This is a genomic window from Microbispora sp. KK1-11 (genome assembly GCF_006874435.1).
Classification (GTDB): Bacteria; Actinomycetota; Actinomycetes; order Streptosporangiales; family Streptosporangiaceae; genus Microbispora; species Microbispora catharanthi.
In genome coordinates, this window is the sequence record NZ_VIRJ01000032.1 from 94658 (window position 1) to 116965 (window position 22308).

General features: G+C 72.0%; 17 protein-coding genes and 2 tRNA genes. 17 read left to right on the forward strand and 2 right to left on the reverse strand.

The genetic code is table 11. The annotated features are described in order from the left end of the window. Positions 1-63: 63 nt before the first annotated feature. Entirely contained in the window at positions 64-606 is a 543-nt protein-coding gene (locus FLW16_RS34545) for an NUDIX hydrolase (RefSeq protein WP_142564612.1), read from the reverse strand. Positions 607-647: 41 nt separating this feature from the next. Then, entirely contained in the window at positions 648-1913 is a 1266-nt protein-coding gene (locus FLW16_RS34550; protein WP_396686886.1) for a zinc-dependent metalloprotease, read from the reverse strand. An 82-nt stretch (positions 1914-1995) separates the two neighbouring features. On the opposite strand from FLW16_RS34550, the gene FLW16_RS34555 reads away from it, so the two are divergent. The 17 genes from FLW16_RS34555 (at position 1996) to FLW16_RS34640 (ending at position 22280) form a co-directional block, all read left to right on the forward strand. Further along, a complete protein-coding gene (locus FLW16_RS34555; RefSeq protein ID WP_260615893.1) occupies positions 1996-3066 on the forward strand; it encodes an NAD-dependent epimerase/dehydratase family protein in 1071 nt (356 codons plus the stop codon). Positions 3067-3123: 57 nt separating this feature from the next. Next, the gene (locus FLW16_RS34560; protein WP_142564616.1) at positions 3124-3549 is read left to right on the forward strand and encodes a molybdenum cofactor biosynthesis protein MoaE; all 426 of its coding nucleotides are present in this window, start codon (positions 3124-3126) and stop codon (positions 3547-3549) included. Positions 3550-3592: 43 nt separating this feature from the next. After that, positions 3593-4639 (forward strand): PDZ domain-containing protein, encoded by a 1047-nt coding sequence (locus FLW16_RS34565; protein ID WP_142564617.1) that lies wholly within the window; start codon positions 3593-3595, stop codon positions 4637-4639. 241 nt (positions 4640-4880) lie between these two features. Beyond that, positions 4881-7805 (forward strand): UPF0182 family protein, encoded by a 2925-nt coding sequence (locus tag FLW16_RS34570; RefSeq protein WP_312847178.1) that lies wholly within the window; start codon positions 4881-4883, stop codon positions 7803-7805. 83 nt (positions 7806-7888) lie between these two features. After that, positions 7889-7965: transfer RNA gene (locus FLW16_RS34575), tRNA-Met, on the forward strand. A gap of 299 nt (positions 7966-8264) precedes the next feature. Further along, positions 8265-9275: a DUF433 domain-containing protein gene (locus tag FLW16_RS45595; protein WP_260615895.1), complete on the forward strand. Its 1011-nt coding sequence runs from the start codon at positions 8265-8267 to the stop codon at positions 9273-9275. Positions 9276-9588: 313 nt separating this feature from the next. Then, a tRNA-Met gene (locus FLW16_RS34590) sits at positions 9589-9665 on the forward strand. Between the two features lie 117 nt (positions 9666-9782). After that, positions 9783-11318 (forward strand): CdaR family transcriptional regulator, encoded by a 1536-nt coding sequence (locus FLW16_RS34595; RefSeq protein ID WP_142564621.1) that lies wholly within the window; start codon positions 9783-9785, stop codon positions 11316-11318. 116 nt (positions 11319-11434) lie between these two features. Further along, positions 11435-12688, forward strand: coding sequence for an FAD-binding oxidoreductase (locus tag FLW16_RS34600; protein ID WP_142564623.1), 1254 nt, complete (start codon positions 11435-11437; stop codon positions 12686-12688). Between the two features lie 141 nt (positions 12689-12829). Then, entirely contained in the window at positions 12830-13912 is a 1083-nt protein-coding gene (locus FLW16_RS34605) for a DUF917 domain-containing protein (RefSeq protein ID WP_260615896.1), read from the forward strand. Then, entirely contained in the window at positions 13909-15456 is a 1548-nt protein-coding gene (locus tag FLW16_RS34610) for a hydantoinase/oxoprolinase family protein (protein WP_142564625.1), read from the forward strand. Before FLW16_RS34605 ends, FLW16_RS34610 begins: the two co-directional genes overlap by 4 nt. 17 nt (positions 15457-15473) lie before the next feature. Beyond that, the gene (locus FLW16_RS34615) at positions 15474-17108 is read left to right on the forward strand and encodes an ABC transporter substrate-binding protein (protein WP_142564627.1); all 1635 of its coding nucleotides are present in this window, start codon (positions 15474-15476) and stop codon (positions 17106-17108) included. A gap of 2 nt (positions 17109-17110) precedes the next feature. Then, on the forward strand, positions 17111-18127 hold the full coding sequence (locus FLW16_RS34620; protein WP_142564629.1) for an ABC transporter permease: 1017 nt from the start codon (positions 17111-17113) through the stop codon (positions 18125-18127). Next, entirely contained in the window at positions 18124-18981 is an 858-nt protein-coding gene (locus tag FLW16_RS34625) for an ABC transporter permease (RefSeq protein WP_142564631.1), read from the forward strand. The genes FLW16_RS34620 and FLW16_RS34625 overlap by 4 nt, the downstream gene beginning before the upstream one ends. Then, positions 18978-19769, forward strand: coding sequence for an ABC transporter ATP-binding protein (locus FLW16_RS34630; RefSeq protein ID WP_142564634.1), 792 nt, complete (start codon positions 18978-18980; stop codon positions 19767-19769). The genes FLW16_RS34625 and FLW16_RS34630 overlap by 4 nt, the downstream gene beginning before the upstream one ends. After that, positions 19766-20749 (forward strand): ABC transporter ATP-binding protein, encoded by a 984-nt coding sequence (locus FLW16_RS34635; protein WP_142564636.1) that lies wholly within the window; start codon positions 19766-19768, stop codon positions 20747-20749. Before FLW16_RS34630 ends, FLW16_RS34635 begins: the two co-directional genes overlap by 4 nt. Beyond that, entirely contained in the window at positions 20733-22280 is a 1548-nt protein-coding gene (locus tag FLW16_RS34640) for a helix-turn-helix domain-containing protein (RefSeq protein ID WP_142564638.1), read from the forward strand. Before FLW16_RS34635 ends, FLW16_RS34640 begins: the two co-directional genes overlap by 17 nt. Positions 22281-22308 lie beyond the last annotated feature (28 nt).

The following is a 22308-nucleotide window of genomic DNA, read 5'->3' on the forward strand; positions in this document are numbered from 1 at the left end:
CTGATGTGAAGGGCGGTGTAAGGGAGACGTGCGCGAACCGTGCAGAAGTGAACCGTGCAGAAGTCAGGCGCGGCACAGCGACCGGGCGCGGCGGGCGAGCCGCCGGGTGGCCTCGTCGCTCAGCTCCGGGATCTCCTCCACCGGGAACCAGCGCAGGTCGAGGGACTCGTCGCTGATCACCGCCTCGGCCCCCGGCGGCGCGACCGCGCCGTACTCGACGTCGAGATGCCAGCTGTGCGGCGGGTGGCACCAGACCTTGTGCCGGTCGAGGGCGAGCGGCCCGTCGAGCAGGGTCAGTCCGGGAATGCCCGACTCCTCGGCGGCCTCGCGCAGGGCGACCTGCGCGAGCGTGGCGTCGGACGTCTCGCAGTGCCCGCCCATGGGCAGCCACATCCCGGCCTTGGGGTGCAGGGTCAGCAGCACCCGCTCGCCGTCGTGCGACAGGACGGCCGTCGTCGCCGTGAGATGGCCGGGAGCGCACTCGCGCCACATCGCGTCCTCGTGGCTGCGCAGGTGCGCCAGGAACTCCTCGCGGAGCCGCTCCTCCTCGGGGGTGGGCGCGACCCACCCGGCCAGTACGGCTTGCGCGTCACGATGCAGGCTCACCGGCGCAGCCTACCGACAGCCGGCGAGCCTCGCGGCCGGTGCTACTCGCCGGTCTCCCCGTCGGAACCGGGCTCCTTGGGCTCTTCCAGCGCCGACAGGTCGAACTCGGCCTCGCCCTTCACGAACGACTCGGGGTTGTCCAGGTCGTCCGCGGTGGGCATAAGGTCGGGGTGACCCCAGACGGCGTCCCTGCCCTCGACTCCGCGCTCGTCGCCCAGGGCCTTCCACAGGGCGGCCGCCTCACGCAGCCGTCTCGGGCGCAGCTCAAGGCCCACCAGCGTGGCGAAGGTCCGCTCGGCCGGGCCGCCCGTGGCGCGCCGGCGCCGTACGGTCTCGGCCAGCGCCGCGGCGGACGGGAGCTTGCCCTCTGCGGCGGCGTCGACCACCGTGGCCACCCAGCCCTCGACCAGCGCGAGCGCGGTCTCCAGCCGGGTGAGCGCGGCCTTCTGCCGCTCGGTCTCCTCGGGCTTGAGCAGCTCGCCGCCGCCCAGGACCTCCTGGATCCGCTCGGGGTCGCTGAGGTCGAGCCCCTGGAGCTTGTCCTGCAGGGCGGACACGTCCACCGTGATGCCCTGGGCGTACTCCTCGACCGTGCCGAGCAGGTGCGCCCGCAGCCACGGCACGTGCTGGAAGAGCCGGTGGTGCGCCGCCTCGCGCAGCGCGAGGTAGAGACGGATCTCGTCCGAGGGCGTCTCCAGGCCGCTGCTGAAGGCGGCGACGCCTCCGGGCAGCAGGGCGGCGGTGTCCGACAGGGGGAGGCCGATGTCGGAGGAGCCGACGACCTCACGGGCGAGCGAGCCGAGGGCCTGGCCGATCTGCTGGCCGACCATCATGCTGCCCATCTGCCTGAGCATGCCCATGAGCGGCCCGGCCATGGCCTGCGCCTCCGGCGGCAGACCCGCCCCGCCGAGTGTGCCGCCCATCGTCTCCACCATCTGGGCGGCGACGGGATCGCACAGCTGCTTCCAGACCGGGATCGTCTTCTCGATCCACTCCGACCGGCTCCAGGCCTGCGGGGTGGTCACGCCGCTCGGCAGCGTGGTCACCTCGTTGAGCCACAGGTCGGCCAGGTTGAGGGCCTCGACGATCTGACGTCGCTCGCCCTCCATGACGCTCGGATCGCCCTCGGCGACCACGGCGTGCCGTGCGATGTTCTTCGCCATGTCCCAGTTGACGGGCCCGGCCTCCGGTGAGGCGGACAGCATGTCGGCGAACTGCCGCATGGCCGCGGCGATCTGCTCCGGGCTGCCGAACATGGCGAACGGATTGTCGTTGGGGTCGTTTTCGCGACCTGGCAGGTCAGTCACCGCGCCACCTCGTGCAGGATGGAGGAGTCCACATCCGCCACGTTATCCGCCGTGGGGCGGATCAGTGCAAAGTGAGGACCTCGTGCCTACCTCGAAACGCCTGCGTCCCCCCGTCGTCGCCGTCACCGGCGCCGCCTCCGGTCTCGGCCGGGCGTTCCTCGCGAAGGTGGCCTCGTCTGCGGATTTCCGCCGAGTGGTGGCCATCGACGAGCAGCGCGGCGACATCCCGGACGTCACCTGGCGGGTCCTCGACATTCGTGATCCGCTCTTGGCGAACCGGATCTCCGATGTGGACGTCCTGGTGCATCTCGGCACGGACGAGTCGCTCGACACCGATCACGCCGAGCGCCGCCGCTACAACCTGCGGGCCGCCCAGACCGTGCTCACGGCCTGCGCCGCGGCCCGGGTGCGGCGGGTCGTGCTGGTGACGAGCGCGATGGTGTACGGCGCCGCCGCCGACAACCCGGTGCCCCTGCCCGAGGACGCCCCGGTCGCGGCCGAGCCCGACACCGGCCTGGTTGGCGATCACCTGGAGATCGAGGCCCTGGTGCGGCGGTCGCTGCGGGCGCATCCCGGCCTGGAGGTGACCGTGCTGCGGCCCGCCGCCCTGGTCGGTCCGGGCGTCGACACCGTCATCACCCGCCACTTCGAGGCGCCGCGGCTGCTCGTGGTGAAGGGCTGCCTGCCGCGCTGGCAGTTCTGCCACGTCGACGACCTGGTGTCCGCGCTTGAGGCCGCCGCCCTGGGCAGGGTCGGCGGGGTCGTGGCGGTGGGCTCCGAGGGCTGGCTGGAGATGGAGCAGGTGGAGGAGATCTCCGGCCTGAAGCGGTTCGAGCTGCCGGCGGGCGTGACGTTCGGCACGGCGCAGCGGCTGCACCGGCTCGGCATCACGCCGACCGCCGCGACCGACCTGCACTACGTGGTCTATCCCTGGGTGGTCGACGGCGTGGCGCTGCGGGAGGCGGGCTGGAAGGCGACCTGGACCAACGAGGCCGCGCTGCGGGAACTGCTCGAACTGTGCGAGGGCAGGCACGCGGTCGTCGGCCGCCGCCTGTCGGGCAAGGAGGCCACGATCACCGCCGCGGGCGCGACCGTCGCGGTCATCGGCACGGCCGCGATCGTCCGCGCCGCCCGCCGCAAGCGCCGCACCTGACAGCGCCGCATCTGACAGCGCCGCATCCGACCCTGCTCAGGCACTAACCTCGGGGACGTGGACGTCATCCGATTGCTGGGCATCCGCGACACCCCGTTGTCCGTGGACGAGGTGCTGGGCGCGGTGGAGGATCATGCCGCCGGTGGCACGGCGGTCTTCGTCGGCACCGTACGCGAGCAGGACGGCGGCAGGCCGGTGACGCTCCTGTCGTACTCGGCGCACCCGTCCGCCGAGGAGCACCTGCGCAGGGTCGCCGAGAAGGTGGCGGCCGACCACCGGGTGACGGCGCTGGCGGCAGTCCACAGGGTGGGCGACCTGCGCCTGGGGGAGATCGCCGTCGTCGTGGCGGCCGCCTGCCCCCACCGCGGCGAGGCGTTCGAGGCCTGCCGCAGGCTGATCGACGATCTCAAGCACGAGGTGCCCATCTGGAAGCACCAGGTGTTCGCCGACGGAGACGCCGAGTGGGTCGGGGCCTGCGATTAGCGGCCGCGAAATGCCCGGAGCCCGGAACGCATAGAGTTCGTCCATGTCCCGACGCGCTCTGACCCTGCTGGTCGCGGGTTTCCTCGCGCTCGCGTTGGCCGTGATCGGCGCCATGCTGCCGGTGCCGTACGTCGTGCTGAGCCCCGGCCCCACCGAGAACACGATCGGGGACGTCAAGGGCAAACCGGTCATCACGATCTCGGGCCATGAGACCTATCCCACTCAGGGCAGGCTGAGCCTGGTCACCGTCGCCTACCAGGGCGGGCCCGACAACCGCCTCGACCTGCTCACCGCGCTGCGCGGCTGGCTCGACCCGACGGTCGCCGTGGTGCCGGAGGAGGCGCTGTTCCCGAAGTCCACCTCGGCCCAGCAGGTCGAGGAGCAGAACACGCAGGAGATGACCGACTCGCAGCAGTCGGCCACCGCCGCCGCGCTGAACGCCCTGAAGATCCCCATCGAGAAGGTGGTTACGGTCGCCGAGACCGACAAGGGGGCGCCGGCCGACGGGAAGCTCAAGCCGGGCGACGAGATCACGGCGGTGGACGGCACGACGGTGGGCGAGCTCGCGTCCGTCGCGGCGTCCGTGCAGAGCCGCAAGCCCGGCGAGCAGGTGACGTTCACGGTCAGGCGCGCCGGCGCCTCGACGCAGGTGCAGGTCGGCACCGTGGCGGGCAAGGACGGCAAGGCCAAGGTCGGCGTCCAGATGCGTTCGGGCTACCGGTTCCCGTTCACGGTCGACATCAGCGTCGGCGAGGTCGGCGGGCCGAGCGCGGGCCTGATGTTCTCGTTGGGCATCTACGACAAGCTGACGCCGGGGGCGCTCACCGGAGGCATGTCGGTCGCGGGCACAGGGACGATCGACCCGGCCGGCCAGGTCGGCCCGATCGGCGGCATCGAGCAGAAGATGGTCGGCGCGCGCCGGGCGGGCGCGACGGTCTTCCTCACGCCCGCAGGCAACTGCGCCGACGCCGTCAAGGCCGCGCCCGCCGGGCTGCGCCTGGTGCGGGTCGAGACGCTGGACGGCGCGATCAAGGCCATCGACGCCCTGCGCGATCACTCGGGCGAGGTCCCGGCCTGCCCGGCCGGCTGAGCGTACGCCGGGGGCGCGGGGGCCGTGACCTGCCCGTCTTGAGGCCGGGGGGCGTCACGAGAACGATCAGATCTGTTACCACGACCACGCCGGTCGCAGTGTAGGTTTCCAAGCACGGACCGTTGCCCTCTGACAATCATGGCCCTGCCATTCTGAGACAAGGGGTTGAGCGTTGAGCTTCCGGAGCCCCGGAGCCGGACGGGCGGTGCGCTTGCCCCGACGGCCGCGCCTTCTGATACCCGTGCTGATCGCCGTCGTGGCGATCGTCGTATTACTGCTGGTCTTCTCGGGGATCTACACCGACTACCTCTGGTACGACTCGGTGAACTTCTCCTCGGTGTTCTCCACGATGCTGCTCACCCAGGTGGTGCTGTTCGTCGTGGGCGCCGCCCTGATGATCGTCATCGTGGGCGGCAACATGGTGCTCGCGCACCGCACCCGCCCGATGTTCGGGCCGGGGATGTTCGGGGCGCCGCAGGGCGCCGACCGCTACCGCGTCGCGCTCGACCCGCACCGGCGGCTGGTCTTCCTGGTCGGCATGGGCGTCCTCGCCCTGTTCACGGGCTCGTCCACGGCGGGGCTGTGGAGGACCTGGCTGCAGTTCGTGAACCGCACGCCCTTCAACGAGAAGGACGCGCAGTTCGGCCTCGACCTGTCGTTCTTCGTGTTCACGATTCCGTTCCTGCGGATGCTGCTGAACTTCCTGTTCACGGCCGTGGTGCTGTCGATCATCGCGGCCACGGTCGTGCACTACCTGTACGGCGGGTTCCGGATCTCCTCACCCGGCGGGGTGCACGCCACCCGGGCCGCCCGGGCCCACCTGTCGGTGCTGCTCGGCGTGTTCGTCCTGCTCAAGGCCGCGGCCTACTGGCTCGACAGGTACAGCCTGGTCTTCTCCGACCGAGGCAAGACCTTCGGCGCGTCGTACACCGACGTGCACGCGGTGCTCCCGGCCAAGGGGATCCTCGCGGTCATCTCCCTCATCTGCGCGCTGATCTTCTTCGCCGGCGTCATCAGGCCGGGCGGGATGTTCCCGGGCGTGGCGTTCGGGCTGCTCGTGCTGTCGGCCGTCCTGATCGGCACCGTGTATCCCTCGCTGGTCGAGCAGTTCCAGGTCAAGCCGAACCAGCAGAGCAAGGAGCAGGCGTACATCCAGCGCAACATCGACGCGACCCGAAAAGCCTACGGAGTCGATACGGCGAAGGTCACGGAGTACAGCGCCAAGACCGACACCGACGCCTCCGTGCTGCAGACCGAGGCGTCGGCCATCCCCGGCATGCGCCTGCTCGACCCGAGCCTGCTGTCGCCGACGTTCCAGCAGAAGCAGCAGATCAAGGGCTACTACCAGTTCCCCGAGCAGCTCGACATCGACAGGTATCCCGTCGACGGCAAGCCGCGTGACACGGTGGTGGCGGTCCGCGAGATCGGCCGCCCGCCGGACGGGCAGCGCAACTGGATCAACGACCACCTGGTCTACACACACGGTTTCGGCTTCGTCGCCGCGCCCGGCAACAAGGTGGACAGCAGCGGCCTGCCGGAGTTCAGCGAGCGCGACATCCCGCCGGTCGGCGACCTCGGCGACTACGAGCCCCGCGTCTACTTCGGCGAGAACTCGCCCGACTACTCGATCGTCGGCGGCCCCGCGTCGGGCAAGAAGATCGAGCTCGACTACCCGCAGCAGGGACAGCCGGGCGCCGCCCAGCAGAACAACACCGGCCAGGTCAACAGCACCTACGAGGGCAAGGGCGGCGTCTCGATCGGGAACTTCTTCCGCCGCCTGCTCTACGCGGTGAAGTACGGCGAGACCAACCTGCTGCTGAACTCGAACATCAACGCCGAGTCGCGCATCCTCTACAACCGCGAGCCGGTGGAGCGCATCCAGCAGGTCGCGCCGTTCCTCACGCTTGACCGCGACCCGTACCCGGCCGTGGTGAACGGGCGGATCGTGTGGATCGTGGACGCGTACACGACCTCCGATTCCTACCCCTACTCCGAGCGCAAGAGCCTGGAGTCGCTGACCACCGACGTGCAGTCGAGCCGCCTCGGCGTGCCGCAGGTGCCCAGGGACGAGATCAACTACATCCGCAACTCGGTCAAGGCGACCGTGGACGCCTACGACGGCACGGTGACCCTGTACGCCTGGGACGAGTCCGACCCGGTGCTGAAGACCTGGGAGAAGGCCTTCGGCGGGGTCGTCAAGCCGGCGTCGCAGATCAGTCAGGCGCTGCGCGCCCACCTGCGCTACCCGGCCGACCTGTTCAAGGCCCAGCGGGAGATCCTCACCTCCTACCACGTCACCGACGCCAACGCGTTCTTCGGAGGCCAGGACTTCTGGAAGGTCCCCGAGGACCCGGCGACCGGCAAGAGCAAGCAGCCGCCGTACTACGTGACGATGAAGATGCCGGGCAGCGACACCGAGCGCTTCTCGCTGACGACCACGTTCGTGCCCAACCAGCGGCAGAACATGGCGGCGTTCATGGCGGTCGACGCGACGGCCGCCACGCCGAACCCGCCGCTGGAGATCCTCCAGTTGCCGAGCACGACCGCGATCCAGGGTCCGCCACAGGCGCAGAACCTGTTCGAGTCGAACACCTCGGTGTCGACCGAGCTCAACCTGCTGCGCGGCGGCGGCACCGACGTGCTGTACGGCAACCTGCTCACGCTGCCGTTCGGCAACGGCCTGCTGTACGTCGAGCCGGTCTACATCCAGCCGCGCGCGGAGACCTCGGGCAAGTATCCGACCCTCCGCCGGGTGCTCGTGCTGTACGGCGAGAAGGTCGGCTTCGGCCCCACGCTCAGCAACGCGCTGGAGCAGGTGTTCGGCGGCACCGTGGCCACGCCGCCGGATCAGACACCCGACCAGACGGCGAACCAGCCACCCGGTCAGGTCACTCCGCCGGAGAACTCCTCGGCGCTGACGTCGGCGCTCGACCGGGCCCAGCGGGCGTACGACGATTCGCAGAAGGCGCTGTCGTCGGACCCGCCCGACTGGAAGGCGTACGGCGACGCGCAGACCTCGCTGAAGAAGGCGCTGGACGACCTGGCCAAGCTCAAGGGCAGGACGCCCGTCCCGGCGGCGTCCCAGGCCCCGGTTCCGAGCGGGAGCCCGAGTCCGAGCGGGAGTCCACCGGCCGGTGTGACTCCCAGCCCCACACCGAGCGGCTGAGCCCTTCCGGAGCCCCGCGTCCCCACGGGCGCGGGGCTTCGGTTTGCCTCCCGCGCGATGTCGGGATAACCTCAAAGAGCCGACGCGGGGTGGAGCAGCTCGGTAGCTCGCTGGGCTCATAACCCAGAGGTCGCAGGTTCAAATCCTGTCCCCGCTACCAAGCGGAAACCCCCGAACCCACGGGTTCGGGGGTTTCTTTTTGTTCGAAGGCTGGTAACCGGCCATGGTGCAAGCCGTTAGGCGCCGAATCGGCGTATTCACGACGGCCATGCTGGACCGGCTTGTCAGGGCGATGGTTCACGATCACTGTGGGACGCGGTGGCGCCACCTGAGCGGATATGCCCCGGGCCTCTGAACAGGGGCGATGATCGGCTGCATAGGACGCCGGGAAGACCGGGAACATCGGGGAGATCTTTGCCATGATGGGCCGTGTAGCGTCCGCATGCCCGGTAGGAGGAGGTGAAGCGGTTGTCCTACAGTCCGAAGCTCGCCGCGGCGCTGTCGGGTGCCACGCTTCGCCAGCTCGCCCACTGGCGGAAGGCCGGTTCGGGTCGTGGGGCTCTGCTGGTCCCCGAAATCTCCGCTGTCCGTCCCGTCCTGTACTCCTTCAGGGACGTCATGGCGTTGCGAACCTGCGTCAAGCTGCGCAATGACGCTTCGCTGCAGAAGATCAGAAGGGCGTTGGACACGCTCCGCGACGATCTGGGAGAGCGTGAGCACCTTTCGGAGTACCGCCTCGTGGCCGACGGCAGCAGCATCTACTTGGTGGAGCCGGCTCAGGCCGTCGATCTGGTCCGCAGTAAGAAGAACATCGTCATTCACGAGATGGTGGACGTCCTGCGACCGTTCTATCGAGACGGTCGCCATATTCCCGACCTCCTGCGCCCGCGTGACCACGTCACGGTGGATCCGGCGGTCAGGGGTGGAATCCCGGTGATCGAGGGCACGCGGGTGCCTTATGACGAGGTCGCCGCGCTCCTCCGGGACGGCGTTCCGGCTGATCGGATTCCTGTCTACTACCCCAGCGTCACCGCGACGGCCGCGCTGCAGGCCGCGGATTTCGCCGATTACGTCGACAGCTACGACCCCCGAGAGGGCCGCGTGAGGCTGCTGCTGGATGAGAATGTCCCCAAGCCGCTCTACCAGGCCCTCACCGCCTTCATTCTGAATCACGAGATCGTTCACCTGCTTGATATGCCTGGTTGGTCCGGCACTCGCGACGAGAGCCTTTACCCGCTGGCGGCGGCTGAGGGCTTCCAGGTGGTTGTGACAAACGACGGGCGGCAGATGCAGCGTCCGCGGGAGGTGGCGGCGATCGCGGCTTCGGGCCTGCATCGAGTTGAGTATCCACACAAGCACCATGGCCTGGCAGGGATGGGGATTGCCATCGCGACAGTTGCTGCGGGCCTCCCCGGTGCCTTGGCCGTGTTGCAGGAGGCGAACGGCCAGAGGCTGATCACTTTTGCGTAGCATCGACCCGACACCGAAAGCCCGGTATCAAGTGATCGACCCTTTGGCGGATCCACCGAAGTTCTGGATCTCCTACTCCACGGACTGAAGCACAATCCGACTGCTGAGGGCGCGCGGGCTGCTGGCCGGACAGGTCAGGGCTCCGGTCCTCGACGAGGTGCCGCTCCTGCTGTCCTGGTGATCCGCTCGCCACCGCGTGGGGTGCTCAGCAGGGCGCCGCCGGTTCCGGGTGGCCCAGCGACAGACGCGGTGCGTGCAGGGGAAACCGATTTGGCACTCGTCCCCGCCGGCCGGTAAGCTTCAAACACAACGACGCGGGGTGGAGCAGTTCGGTAGCTCGCTGGGCTCATAACCCAGAGGTCGCAGGTTCAAATCCTGTCCCCGCTACCAAGAGTCGAAGGCCCGGCCTCCGGAAACGGAGACCGGGCCTTCGGTCTTCCACGGGTCCGGTCCAGTTCAGTGCAGTCCGATACGGGCACAGCCGTCGATCTCGGGCGGGAGTAGCGCATGATCACGTTGGATCGCCTGGTCAACGTGCTGGGCGCGTACGGCGTACGGCTGTGCGGGCGGCCCGAGAGGCGCTCGGCGCGGCTGCGCAGCGTGGCGGTGCCGGACGCCACCGACGGCCGGGTCACCGGTGACGTGCTCGTGGCCGTGGGAGCCGGGTCGGTGACCGAGGCGGTGCGGTGGGCGGTCACTGCGCAGGCCACGGTGGTCCTGGTGCGGGCGGGCGCGGAGACCGCGCGCGAGGCGACCGTGGCCGGCGAGAGCAACGACGTGGCGGTGATGCTCGTCGACCCCGCCGTCTCGTGGAGCCACCTCGTCGGAGTGGTCTACGGACTGGTGCTGGAAGGACGGGAGACCGAGTCGGGGCGGGGGCCCACGGACCTGTTCGCGCTGGCCGACAGCCTGGCGGACGCCGTCGGCGGCGCCGTGACCATCGAGGACCCGCTCTCGCGGGTGCTCGCGTACTCCCGCTCGCAGCAGGCGGGCGACCCGGCCCGGCTGGAGACGATCCTGGTGCGGCAGGTGCCGGAGCGGCTGCGGGAGATGTTCCTGGCGCGCCGGGTGTTCGCCCGCCTGGCGGCGACGGATGAGCCGATCTTCGTCGAGCCGGACCCGTCGCACGGCATGACCGGGCGGATGGTGGTGGCGGTGCGGGCCGGGCGGGAGCTGCTCGGGTCGGTATGGGTGACGTGCGGCAGCCCGCTGACCGGGACGCGGCACACCGCGCTGGCGAACGGCGCGCGCACCGTGGCGTTGCACCTGCTGCGCTCCCGGGCGAGCGCGGACCTGGAACGGCAGGTGGAGTCCGACCTGGTCGTCCTGCTGCTGGAGGGCACCGCCGACGCCGCGACCGTGGTCAGCCGCCTGGGACTGGCCGCGCGGGAGATGCGGGTCGTCGCGGTGCGCACGCACACCTCCGAGGAGCCGCACGCCATGCTCCTGCTGGCCTTCGAGCGGGCCACCACCGGTTTCGGCTGGTCCAGGCCCGGGAGGAGCACGCTGCTCGGCGACACGCTCTACACGATCCTGCCGGACGCGGGGGCGACGGCGGCACGGGAATGGGTGGCCGCGCTGGGGGCGGGGCTGCCGCCGCGGGTGCGCGTCGCGGCCGGGATCGGCGCGGCGGCCCAGGCGGCGGAACTGCCGGCGAGCCGCAGAGAGGCGGAGGAGTGCCTGGCGCTGCACGAGACCTCCCGCGCCGTGCCCGCCGGCGGGCCGCCCGCGTACGACGAGTCCTGGGACGACATCCTGCTGCACCGGTTGCGCGCCGCGGCGCGCGCGGGCCGCGTCCCCGCACGTGGACCGGTGAGCGCGCTGCGCCGGCACGACGCGCTCCACGACACCCACTACGTGGCGACGTTACGGGCGTGGCTGGAGGCCCAGGGCGATCTCATGGTCGCCGCCGAACGGCTCGGCGTGCACGCCAACACGGTACGCAACCGCCTGCGCAGGATGAGCGAGGTGACCCCGCTCGATCTGGACGACCCGCGCAAGCGCCTCGCCATGGTCATCACTCTGGCGGCCGAGGACGAATAGGCGGTTGTCCGAAACCCACAACAGGGACGCCGTGATTGTGCGGCCGCTACAACGCTGCGCGGCGTCGTCCGGGCGATGCTGACCGGGCAAGCAGTCGCCTGGTGTGGAGGTGGGACATGTCCGAGCGCGTTGACGACTGGCCGCGGTCGGTCGTCGTGGTGGGCGCGGGGATCGTGGGCCTGTCCACCGCGTGGTTCCTGCAGGAGCGCGGTGTGGAGGTCACCGTGGTCGACCGCCGGGGCGTGGCGGCCGGCGCGTCCTGGGGCAACGCGGGCTGGATCGCGCCAGGCCTCGCCATCCCGCTGAACGAACCCTCCGTGCTGCGGTACGGCCTGCGCTCGCTGCTCAATCCGGCCGCGCCGCTGCACGTCCCGGCGACCGTCGATCCGGGACTGTGGGCGTTCCTCACCCGTTTCGCCGCCAACTGCCGATGGTCGTCGTGGACCCGGGCCGTGCGCGCCAACCTGCCGCTCAACGACGAGTGCATCGAGGCGTACGAGGTGCTCGCCGCCAACGGCGTGGCCGCCCCCGTCGAGGACGCGCCGATCACCGCCGGCTTCCGGACGCCGCGCCAGGCCCAGGGCCTGCTCCACGAGCTGCGCAGGATGGCCGAGGCCGGGCAGCCGGTCGACCACACCGCGCTGGACGCACGGCGACTGGCCGAGGCCGTGCCGCTCGCCTCGGAGGCGTTGACCGCGGGCGTGCGGATCGACGGGCAGCGTTACGTCGACCCCGGCCGCTTCGTCCACGCGCTGGGCGAGGCCGTCGTCGCCCGGGGCGCCACGGTCGAGAAGCACGAGGTCGCCGACGTGCGCACCGACGCCAGGAAGGTCGCCGTGGTGGCCGGGGACGGCTCCGTCCTGTCCGCCGACGCGGTGGTGCTGGCCACCGGCGCCTGGCTGTCCCGGCTGGCGGGCCGCTGGGGCGTACGCGTCCCCGTGCGGGCCGGCCGCGGCTACTCGTTCACCGTGCCGGTGGACCACCCCGTCCCCGGCCCGATCTACCTGCCGGACGTGCGGGTGGCGTGCACCCCCTACCAGGGCGGGCTGCGCGTCGCGGGCACGATGGAGTTCCGCGACCCGGACGCTCCGGCCGTCGAGGCCCGGCTGAAGGCGATCATCGCCTCGGCACGCCCCCTGCTGCGGGGCGTGCGCTGGGAGGAACGCACCGACGTCTGGGTCGGCCCCCGGCCGGTCACGCCGGACGGGCGACCCCTGATCGGCGCGACCGACGCCCCGGGCGTCTACATCGCCGGCGGGCACGGCATGTGGGGCCTGGCCCACGGCCCGGCCACCGGACGGCTCCTCGCCGAGCAGATCACCACCGGCAAGCAGCCCGCCGTCCTGCGGGAGTTCGACCCGCTGCGCTGAGCCCGTTCAACTGAGCCCGTTCAACTGAGCCCGTTCAACTGAGCCCGTTCAGCTGAGCGCCGCCTTTCCGGCCTTGTCGCGGGGCGACAACAATCGCCCGATAGATGTCGCACAGTGACATTGAGGCGGGACCGTCCGGTGGTGAAGGCTCCCCGCATGCAGGCCCGCATCACACTGGAGGACGTCGCCGCGCTGGCCCGCGGCTGCGCCGTGCTCGGCACCGGCGGCGGCGGGGACGTCCGCCCCGGCGCCATCGCCGCCCGGCGCGCGATACGCGAGCACGGCGAGGTGCCGCTGGTCACCCTGGACGAATTGCCCGATGACGCGCTCGTGCTGCCGCTGTCGGGGATCGGTGCCCCGACCGTCAGCAACGAGATGGTCCACGGCACGGACGAGCCGGTCAGGATCGCCGAGGAGATCGAGCGGATCTTCGGCCGGCCGCCCGCCGCGGTCATGTCCTCGGAGATCGGCGGCGGCAACGGCGTCGCCCCGGTGGCCTGGGCGGCCAGGCTCGGGCTGCCGCTGCTCGACGCCGACGCGATGGGCCGGGCCTTCCCCGAGGTCCAGATGGTCTCGATGTACGTGGCCGGGATCCCGGCCAACCTCGTGGTCATGACCGACGTCGTCGGCAACGTCGTGACGATCAGGCCGGTCGATGGCCTGTGGTCGGAGCAGATCGCGCGCGCCGTCTGCGTGGCGGCGGGGTCGAGCGCCCTGATGGCCGATTACGTGCTGACCGCGCGCGAGTGCGCGGGCGCGGTGATCGAGGGCACGGTGAGCCGGGCGATCGCGGTCGGCCGGGCGACCGAGGGCGCCGCCGACCCGCTGGCCGCCCTGACCGCGGAGCTCGGCGCCGTACGGCTGATCGCCGGCAAGCTGGCCGACCTGGAGCGCAGGACCACCGGCGGGTTCGCCCGGGGCACGGCGACGATCGAGGGCACCGGCGACGACCGGGGCAGGACGCTGACCCTGGAGATCCAGAACGAGAACCTCGTCGCCGTCGAGGACGGCAGGGTCAGGGCCATGGTGCCCGACCTGATCACGGTGGTCGACAGCCAGACGGCGACGGCGATCCAGACCGAGGGGCTGCGGTACGGCCAGCGGGTGACCGTGCTCGCCTGGCCCTGCGACCCCCTGTGGCGTACGCCGAAGGGCCTGGAGACGGCGGGCCCGCGGGCGTTCGGCTACGACATGGACTACCTGCCGGTGGAGAAGATCGCATGAGGACGACGCTGCGGGTCGGCATCGACGTGGGCGGCACCAACACCGACGCGGTGGTGCTGGACGACGACGACCGGGTCCTCGCCGCCGCCAAGCGGCCCACCAGCCCCGACGTGACCGAGGGCCTGCGCGCGGCGCTCGACGCGGTCCTCGCCGAGCTGCCCGAGCCGGGCCTGGAAAAGCGTGTGAAGCGGGTGATGCTCGGCACCACCCACGCGACCAACGCCATCCTGGAGCGGCGTGCGCTCGGCAGGGTGGCCGTGCTGCGTCTCGGCGCCCCGGCGACCACGTCCGTGCCGCCGCTCAGCGAGTGGCCCGACGACCTGCGCGACACCGTCGCGGCGGGAACCGCGATCGTGCGGGGCGGGCACTTCGTCGACGGGCGCGAGATCGCGCCTCTCGACGTGGACGCGGTCAGGAAGTTCGTGGCCAGCACGCCCGCCGACGCGGTCGCCGTCGCGGGCGTGTTCAGCCCGGCGAGCGCCGACCAGGAGAACCGGGTCGCCGAGATCATCCGTGCCGAGATCGGCGACGTGCCGGTGAGCCTCAGCCACGAGATCGGCTCGCTCGGCCTGCTTGAGCGCGAGAACGCGACCGTGCTCAACGCCGCCCTGTACGGCGTGGCCCGCGACGTCACCGCCGCGCTGCGCGGGGCCCTCGAGGCGAGGGGCCTGGAGGTCGAGACGTACTTCGCGCAGAACGACGGCACGCTGATGGCCGTCGACTACGCGGCCCGCTACCCGGTGCTGACCATCGGCTCGGGGCCGGCCAACTCGCTGCGCGGCGCGGCGTACCTGTCGGGCGTGACGGACGCGATCGTGGCCGACGTCGGCGGCACCTCGACCGACCTCGGCGTGCTCGTGGGCGGCTTCCCCCGGGAGTCGGCCGCGGCGGTCGAGATCGGCGGGGTCACGACCAACTTCCGGATGCCCGACATCCTGTCCATCGCGCTCGGCGGCGGCACGATCGTCGGGGCGGAGCCGCGTTCTGTGGGCTACCGGATCGGCACGGAGGCGCTCGTCTTCGGCGGCTCCACCCCCACCATGACCGACGCCGCGGTGGTGGCCGGGCGGGGAGCGGTGGGCACCCGTCCCGTCCCCGAGGAGTGGCACGAGCGACTGGCCCGGGCCGTACGTGCGGCCGACGAGGCCGTCGCGGACGCGGTGGACCGGGTGGCGCTCGGCCGGTCCGACCGGCCGCTCGTGGCGGTCGGCGGCGGCGCGTTCCTGCTGGCCGATCAGGTGCCCGGGGCGCGTGAGGTGATCCGTCCCGCGCACGCCGAGGTGGCCAACGCCGTGGGCGCGGCCATCGCCCTCGCCAGCGGCAGGCTCGAAACGATCGTGCCCGCTTCTGGAGGCGGGAGCTCCAGGGCTAGATTGATCGACAACGCCAAGGAGGAGGCGGCCGCGCGGGCCGTCGCCGCCGGGGCCGACCCCGCAACCGTTCAGATCGTCGAGCTCAGCGAGATCCCTCTCAGCTACCTTCCTGAGCCCGCGGTGCGCCTGCACGTCAAGGCCGCCGGCCCCCTCGCCCGGCAGGCCGGATAGGAAAGGAACTCCCTCACATGCGCTGGCACAAGCGTCTTCTCGCCGCGGGAGCCGTGACCGCCGTGACGGTCACCGCCGCGGCCTGCTCGGGCGGGCAGGTCCGCGGCGCCGCCGACTCCACCCCGCAGCCCGGCTCCTCGGCCGGCTCGGCCGGAGGCGCGGCCGACAGCACGTTCGTGTACGTCCCCAACCTGGACGTCGTCACCGACTGGGACCCCGCGAGCTCGTATTCCAACGAGAACATCGCGATGGAGAACATCTACGAGTCGCTGACCCGCTACAACCCGCAGACGAAGAAGGCCGAGCCGCGGCTGGCCGCCTCGTGGACCTCCTCGCCCGACGGCAAGAAGTGGACGTTCACGCTGCGCGAGGGCGTGAAGTTCCACACGGGCAAGCCGGTGGACGCCGCCGCGGCCAAGGCCGCGATCGAGCGCACGATCAAGGAGGGGCAGGGCGCGGCCTACATCTGGGGCGCGGTCAAGAAGATCGAGGCCAAGGACGCCACGACGCTCGAGTTCACGCTCAAGTACCCCACGCCGCTCGACCTGGTCGCCTCGGCCGGCTACGCGTCGTACGTCTACGACACCACGGCCGCCTCCGGCGACCTGAAGAAGTGGTTCGGCGAGGGCCACGACGCGGGCTCCGGGCCGTACACGATCGAGAGCTGGCAGAAGGGCAAGGAGACCGAGCTCACGCTCAAGGCGTTCGACGACTACTGGGGCGGCTGGGACGGCCAGCACTACAAGAAGGTCGCCTATCGGGTCACGCCCGAGCTGACCACCGCCTGGCAGTTGCTGCAGCGCGGCGAGGTGTCGTTCGTCCAGCGGCTCAACTCGCAGCTGTTCGCCCAGGCGGGCAGCACGGACACGGTGCAGACCTCGCAGACGCCGTCGTTCCAGAACCTGCTCGTGCTGTTCAACACGGCCGACGGCCCGCTCAAGGACGTGAAGCTTCGCCAGGCCCTGCAGAAGGCGATCGACTACGACGGCCTCGTGGCGGCGATGAAGGGCTCGGGCGTGGCCGCAAGCGGCCTGGTCCCCGAGGGCCTGCTCGGCAACATCCCCGGCATGACGCCCAAGCAGGACCTCGCGGGCGCCGAGGCGCTGCTCAAGGAGGCCGGGTACGGCCCCGGCGGCAAGCAGCTCGACCTGACGCTGACCTACGCCCAGGGCGACAGCGACCAGGAACTGCTGGTCACGCTGCTCTCCTCTGCGCTCGACAAGCTGAACGTGAAGCTGTCGGCCAAGCCGCTGCAGTGGACCACGCAGTGGGACCAGGGCAAGGCGAAGGACCCGTCGAAGCGCCAGGACGTCTTCGTCATGTACTGGTTCCCCGACTACGCCGACGCCTACTCGTGGTTCGTCAACGTCTTCCACAGCGAGAAGGACGTGCAGTTCAACCTCTCCTACCTGAAGGACGCGGCGATCGACAAGGAGATCGACGAACTGCCCGCGCTCACCGCGACCGACAAGGCCGCGGCGGAGAAGGCGTACGCCGACCTCCAAAACAAGATCATCGGCGAGCAGGCGGCGGTGGCCGTGCCGTACGTGCAGAACTACCAGCGGGCCTTCGCCAAGTCGGTCCAGGGATACGTGGACAACCCGGCCTACCCCAACGTGGTGTTCGTCTACGACCTGAAGCCCGGCGCCTGATCATGCCGAGGTACCTGATCCGCCGGCTCGGCCAGGCCGTCCTGGTCGTGGCCGGCGTGATCGTCCTCACGTTCGCCATCATGCGCCTGGTGCCCGGCGACCCGGCCGTTGCGTACGCCGGGCCGAAGGCGACGGCGGCCGAGCTCGCCGACGCCCGGCGGCGGTTCGGCCTGGACGACCCGCTGCCGGTGCAGTTGTGGAACTACGTGCGCGACCTGCTGGGCGGTGACTGGGGGACCAGCCTGCACACCCGGCAGCCCGTGCGCGACGACCTCTTCCAGGCGTTCCCCGCCTCCCTGGAACTCGTGGGCGCGGCGCTGATCATCGCCCTGGTCGTGGGAATCCCGCTGGGGATCGCCGCCGCCCGCTACAAGGGCCGCCTGCCCGACCTGTCGGTGCGGCTGTCGTCGATGCTGGCCGTGTCCGTGCCGGTGTTCTGGCTCGCCCTGGCCCTGCAGACGGTCTTCGCCAGCGGGCTCGGCTGGTTCCCCGTCGCCGGGGAGTACGACGCGTCGCTCGACCGGACCAGCCCCCTGCACCTCTACACCAACATCACGGCCGTGGACGCGCTGATCACCGGCAACTGGCCGATCCTCACGAGCACGCTGGCGCACATGGTGCTGCCCGCCCTGGTGATCGCGGCGTACCCGGCCGGGGTGGTGGCCCAGATGACCAGGGCCGCCCTCATCGAGGAGTCGTCGCGCGACCACGCCCGGCTGGAGCGCGCGCTCGGCTTCGGCGAGACCGCGGTGCTCACCCGGTTCGCCCTGCGCCCCGCGCTGAACCCGGTGCTGTCGCTCATCGCGCTCGTCTTCGCCTACTCGATCGTCAACGGCTTCCTCGTGGAGGCCGTGTTCAACTGGCCGGGCCTCGGACGGTACGCCGCCGACTCGATCCGCTCGCTCGACACCCCGGCCATCGCCGGGGTCACACTGCTGGTCGCCGTGCTGTACGTCGTCGCCAACCTCGCCGTGGACCTCCTCCAGGGCGTGGTCGACCCGAGGGTGAGGGCGCGATGACCGCTCCGGCCCTGACCACGTTCCGCCGTACTCCGCTGCGGCGCCTGGCGGGGGTGGACCGCCTCGCGGTGGCGGGGGCCGTGCTGCTGGGCGTCGTCGTGCTGGCGGCGCTGCTCGCGCCGTGGATCGCCCCCTACCCGGAGGACGGCGGCTCGGCCACCCATCCCCTGGAGGCGCTGCTGCCGCCGAGCGGCGCCCACTGGTTCGGCACCGACCAGGTCGGCCGCGACGTGCTCAGCCGGGTCCTGTTCGGCGCCCGCACCTCGCTGCTGATCGCCGTCGCGGTGCTGGCCGTCAGCGGCGTCGCCGGCGTCGTCCTGGGAGTGGTCGCCGGGTACGCCGGCGGCTGGGCCCGTGACGTGATCATGCGGGTGACCGACGTCTTCCTCGCCTTCCCCGCGCTGCTGCTGTCGCTGGCGCTCGCCGTGGTGCTCCAGCCGAGCGTGACCACCGTGATCGTGGCGATCGCGGTCACCTGGTGGCCCTGGTACGCCCGGCTCACGGCGTCGGTCGCCACGTCGGTGGCCACCCGGGGATTCGTCGACTCCGCGCGCTGCCTGGGCGTGCCCGCCCCGCTCATCGTGCTGCGGCACGTGCTGCCGAACTCGCTCACGCCGGTGCTGGTCCAGCTGTCGCTGGACGGCGGCGGGGTCATCCTCACCGCCGCCGCGCTGTCGTACCTCGGGCTGGGCGCCCACGAGCCGACCTCGGAGTGGGGGCTGATGGTCCAGCAGGGCCAGTCGCTGTTCACCACCGACTGGTGGGTGGTGACCTTCCCCGGCCTCGCCATCCTGGTCACCGCGTTCTCGTTCAACGTGCTCGGCGAGGGACTGAGGGCGAGGCTGTCGCGATGAGTTTGATCAGCGTGAAGGACCTCGTCGTGAGGATCGGCGACCGGGTGATCGCGTCGGTTCCTGAGCTCGACGTGGCCGCCGGGGAATGCGTGGCGATCGTCGGCGAGAGCGGGTCGGGCAAGACGACCACGCTGCTCAGCACGCTCGGCCTCGTCCACGGCGCGGACGTCTCCGGCCGGATCACGGTCGGCGACGTGGACGTGCTCACGGCGAGCCCGGCGCGGCTGCGGGAGATCCGCGGCTCGCGGGCCGCCCTGGTGATGCAGAGCCCGCAGGCCGCGCTCAATCCGACCATGCGCCTGGGCACGCTCATGCGCCGCGCGCTCGCCCGGCACGGCGTCAAGGGCGCGGACGCGCGGGAGCGGGCCGAGGAGGGGGTCCGCGCGGTGCTGCTCGATCCCGAGATCCTGCGCCGCTACCCCCACCAGGTGTCCGGCGGCCAGGCCCAGCGGTTCGCCATCGCGCTGGCCCTCGCACTCGGCGCGCAGGTCGTGCTGGCCGACGAGCCGACCAGCGCGCTGGACGTGACCGTGCAGGCCGAGGTGGTCGCGGTGCTGCGCCGGCTGCGTGACGAGCGCGGCCTCGCCGTGCTGCTGGTCTCCCACGACCTCGCGCTGGTCTCCACGATCGCCGACCGGGTCGTGGTGATGCGCGACGGCGCCGTGGTGGAGAGCGGGTCCGCCGCCGAGGTGTTCGCCCGGCCGGCCGACCCCTACACCCGTGAGCTGATCGCCGCGGTGCCCGCGTTACCGGAACCCGCTGACTTCGACGAGGGGGAGGGGGCATGACTCTGCTCGCCGCCGAGGGGGTCACCCTCGCGTACGGCGCGACGGCGGTGGTCCACGACGTGAGCCTCGCCGTGGACGAGGGCGGGGTGGGCCTGATCGGGGAGAGCGGCTCGGGCAAGACCACGCTCGCCCGCGCGCTGCTCGGCCTCATGCGCCCGCGCTCCGGCGTCGTCCGGTACGGCGCCGGCGACCTGGCCGGGCTCGGCAGGGCCGGCCGGGCCGAGTTCCGCCGGGCCGTGCAGCCGGTCTTCCAGGACGGCAGCGAGGCGCTCGACCCCCGCATGACCGCCGGGGCGTCGATCACCGAGGCACTGACCACCCACCACCGCATGTCCGGGGCCGAGCGGCGGGAGCGGGTCGCCGCGCTCCTCTCCGACGTGGGGCTCGACCCCGCGCTCGCCGCCCGCAGGCCGCACGAGATGTCCGGCGGCCAGCGGCAGCGGGTGGCCATCGCCCGCGCCCTGGCCGTGGAGCCGCGGCTGCTGGTGCTCGACGAGCCCACGAGCGCGCTCGACGTCACCGTGCAGGCCAGGATCCTCGACCTGCTGGAGAGGCTGGCCGCGGATCGCGGGCTCGGCTACCTGCTCATCACGCACAACCTCGGCGTCGTGGGGCGGCTGTGCCGTACGTCGTCGGTGCTGTTCGCCGGGCGGGTCGTCGAGTCCGGCCCGACCGGGGAGCTGCTCACCCGGCCGGCCCACCCGTACACCAGGGCGCTGCGCGACGCGGTGCCGCGCCTGGGCGGCGAGCCGCCGCGCGCCGCCGGGCGGACCGAGGTGGCCGCGGCGGCGACGGGATGCCCGTTCCGGCTGCGCTGCCCTCTCGCAGTGGACCGCTGCCGGGAGGAGACGCCGCAGGCGCGCGAGGTCGAGGGGCGTAAGGTGGCATGCCACCGCGCGGAGGAGGTGCTGCACACCCCGGGCTCCTCGGCTCCGCGCGTCCCCCACGGAGGTGAGACCCCCGATGCGCCGCGTCAGTGACCTGCTCAGGACGCCCGCGGGCCGCAGGCTGACGCTCGTCGCCGGGCCCTGGGACGCCCGTGAGGTCGGCAGCGTCGTCCTCGTCGACGAGATGCGCGAACTGGCCGCGGCGGCCCCCGGCGCGCTGGCGATCCTGTCCCGCCACGCCATGCGGTCGTGCGACGTGCTCGACGCGCTGCGCCTGGCCGGACGCGGCGGCCTGGCCGGGATCGTGCTGCCCGGCCCCTCGGGCACCACCAGGGAGACGGTGGAGCTGGCCAGGCGGGAGCGGGTCGCGCTGCTCGCCGGCGCCTCCGACCACTCGCTGTCGGACACCGTGCTCGGCCTCAGCGCGGCCGTACGCGCCGACCCCGGGCTGCTGCTGCGCCGTACGCGCGAGGCGATCGACGGCATCGGCGCGATGGAGGGCGCGGGCGAGGACGACATCCTGCGCGCGGCGTCCGCCTCTGTCGGGGTCGCGTACGTGGTCGCCGACCTGGCCGACCCGGCGGCCAACGCGACCGTGATTCGGGTCGGCGGCCGGCCGGACGGCTACGTGTGCTGGGAGGGCGAGGACCCGGCGGCGGCGATCGTCGCCCAGGTCGTCGCGACCACGCTCGGCCGGGTGCGGGCGGCCGCGCGGGAGGCGGAGGCGGCTCGCGAGCGCGCGCTGCTGGCCCTGCTCGGCGCCAAGGACACCCGGACCGCCGCCCGGCGCGCCCGGCACGAGGGCGTGCCGGTGGACGGCTGGCACGTGGCGGTCTTCCTGCGCGACCCCGGCGGTGAGGCGGCCCCGGGGGCGGCGGATCCGGTGCTCCGCGAGGCGCGCGCAACCGCCGCCACGCTGCCCGGCGCACTGGGACTTGGTGGGGACGGGGGACTTCGCGATGCGGGCCTCGGCGACGGAGGCCTCGGCGACGGGGGCCTCGGGGGCACGGCCGAGCTGTCCGCGCCGCCGCTGGTCACCCGGTGGCAGGACGGCGTGCTCGTGCTCCTCACCGCCGACGAGCGGACGACTCTCGGCGCCGGCCTGCCCTGCCCGCCGTCGGCACCGTGGCCGTCGGGCGTGGGGCCAGGGGGTTTGGGGGCAGGGAGCTTGGGAGCAGGGGTCGGCACCTGCCAGGCGGGGCCGGACGGGCTGCGCCGTACGGCGTCGCAGGCGCGGGCGGCCGCCGCACGCGCCGCGGCCGGAGAGGTCGTCAGGTTCGACAGGCTCGGGGTCCACGCGCTCCTCGCGGAGTTGAGCGGCAGCGAGAGCGCGCTGGTGGCCGCCCGCGACATGCTCGCCCCGCTGGAACGCCTCGGGGCGCTCAGCGCCCACGCGGTGCCCACGCTGAAGGCCTACCTGGACAGCTGGGGCTCCCGCACCAGGGCGGCCGAGCTGCTCAGCCTGCATCCCAACGCGGTGGCCCACCGGATCAGGCGCATCGCCGAGGCGCTCGACGCCGACCTGTCCGACCCGCAGACCCGCTTCGCGCTTCAGCTCGCCTGCCACGTGGTGCTCGACCACGACTGTCTCCCGGGGACAACAACGCCGATCTCGTCGTCGTGAGGACACATCGACGCGGCGCGCGGCCGCA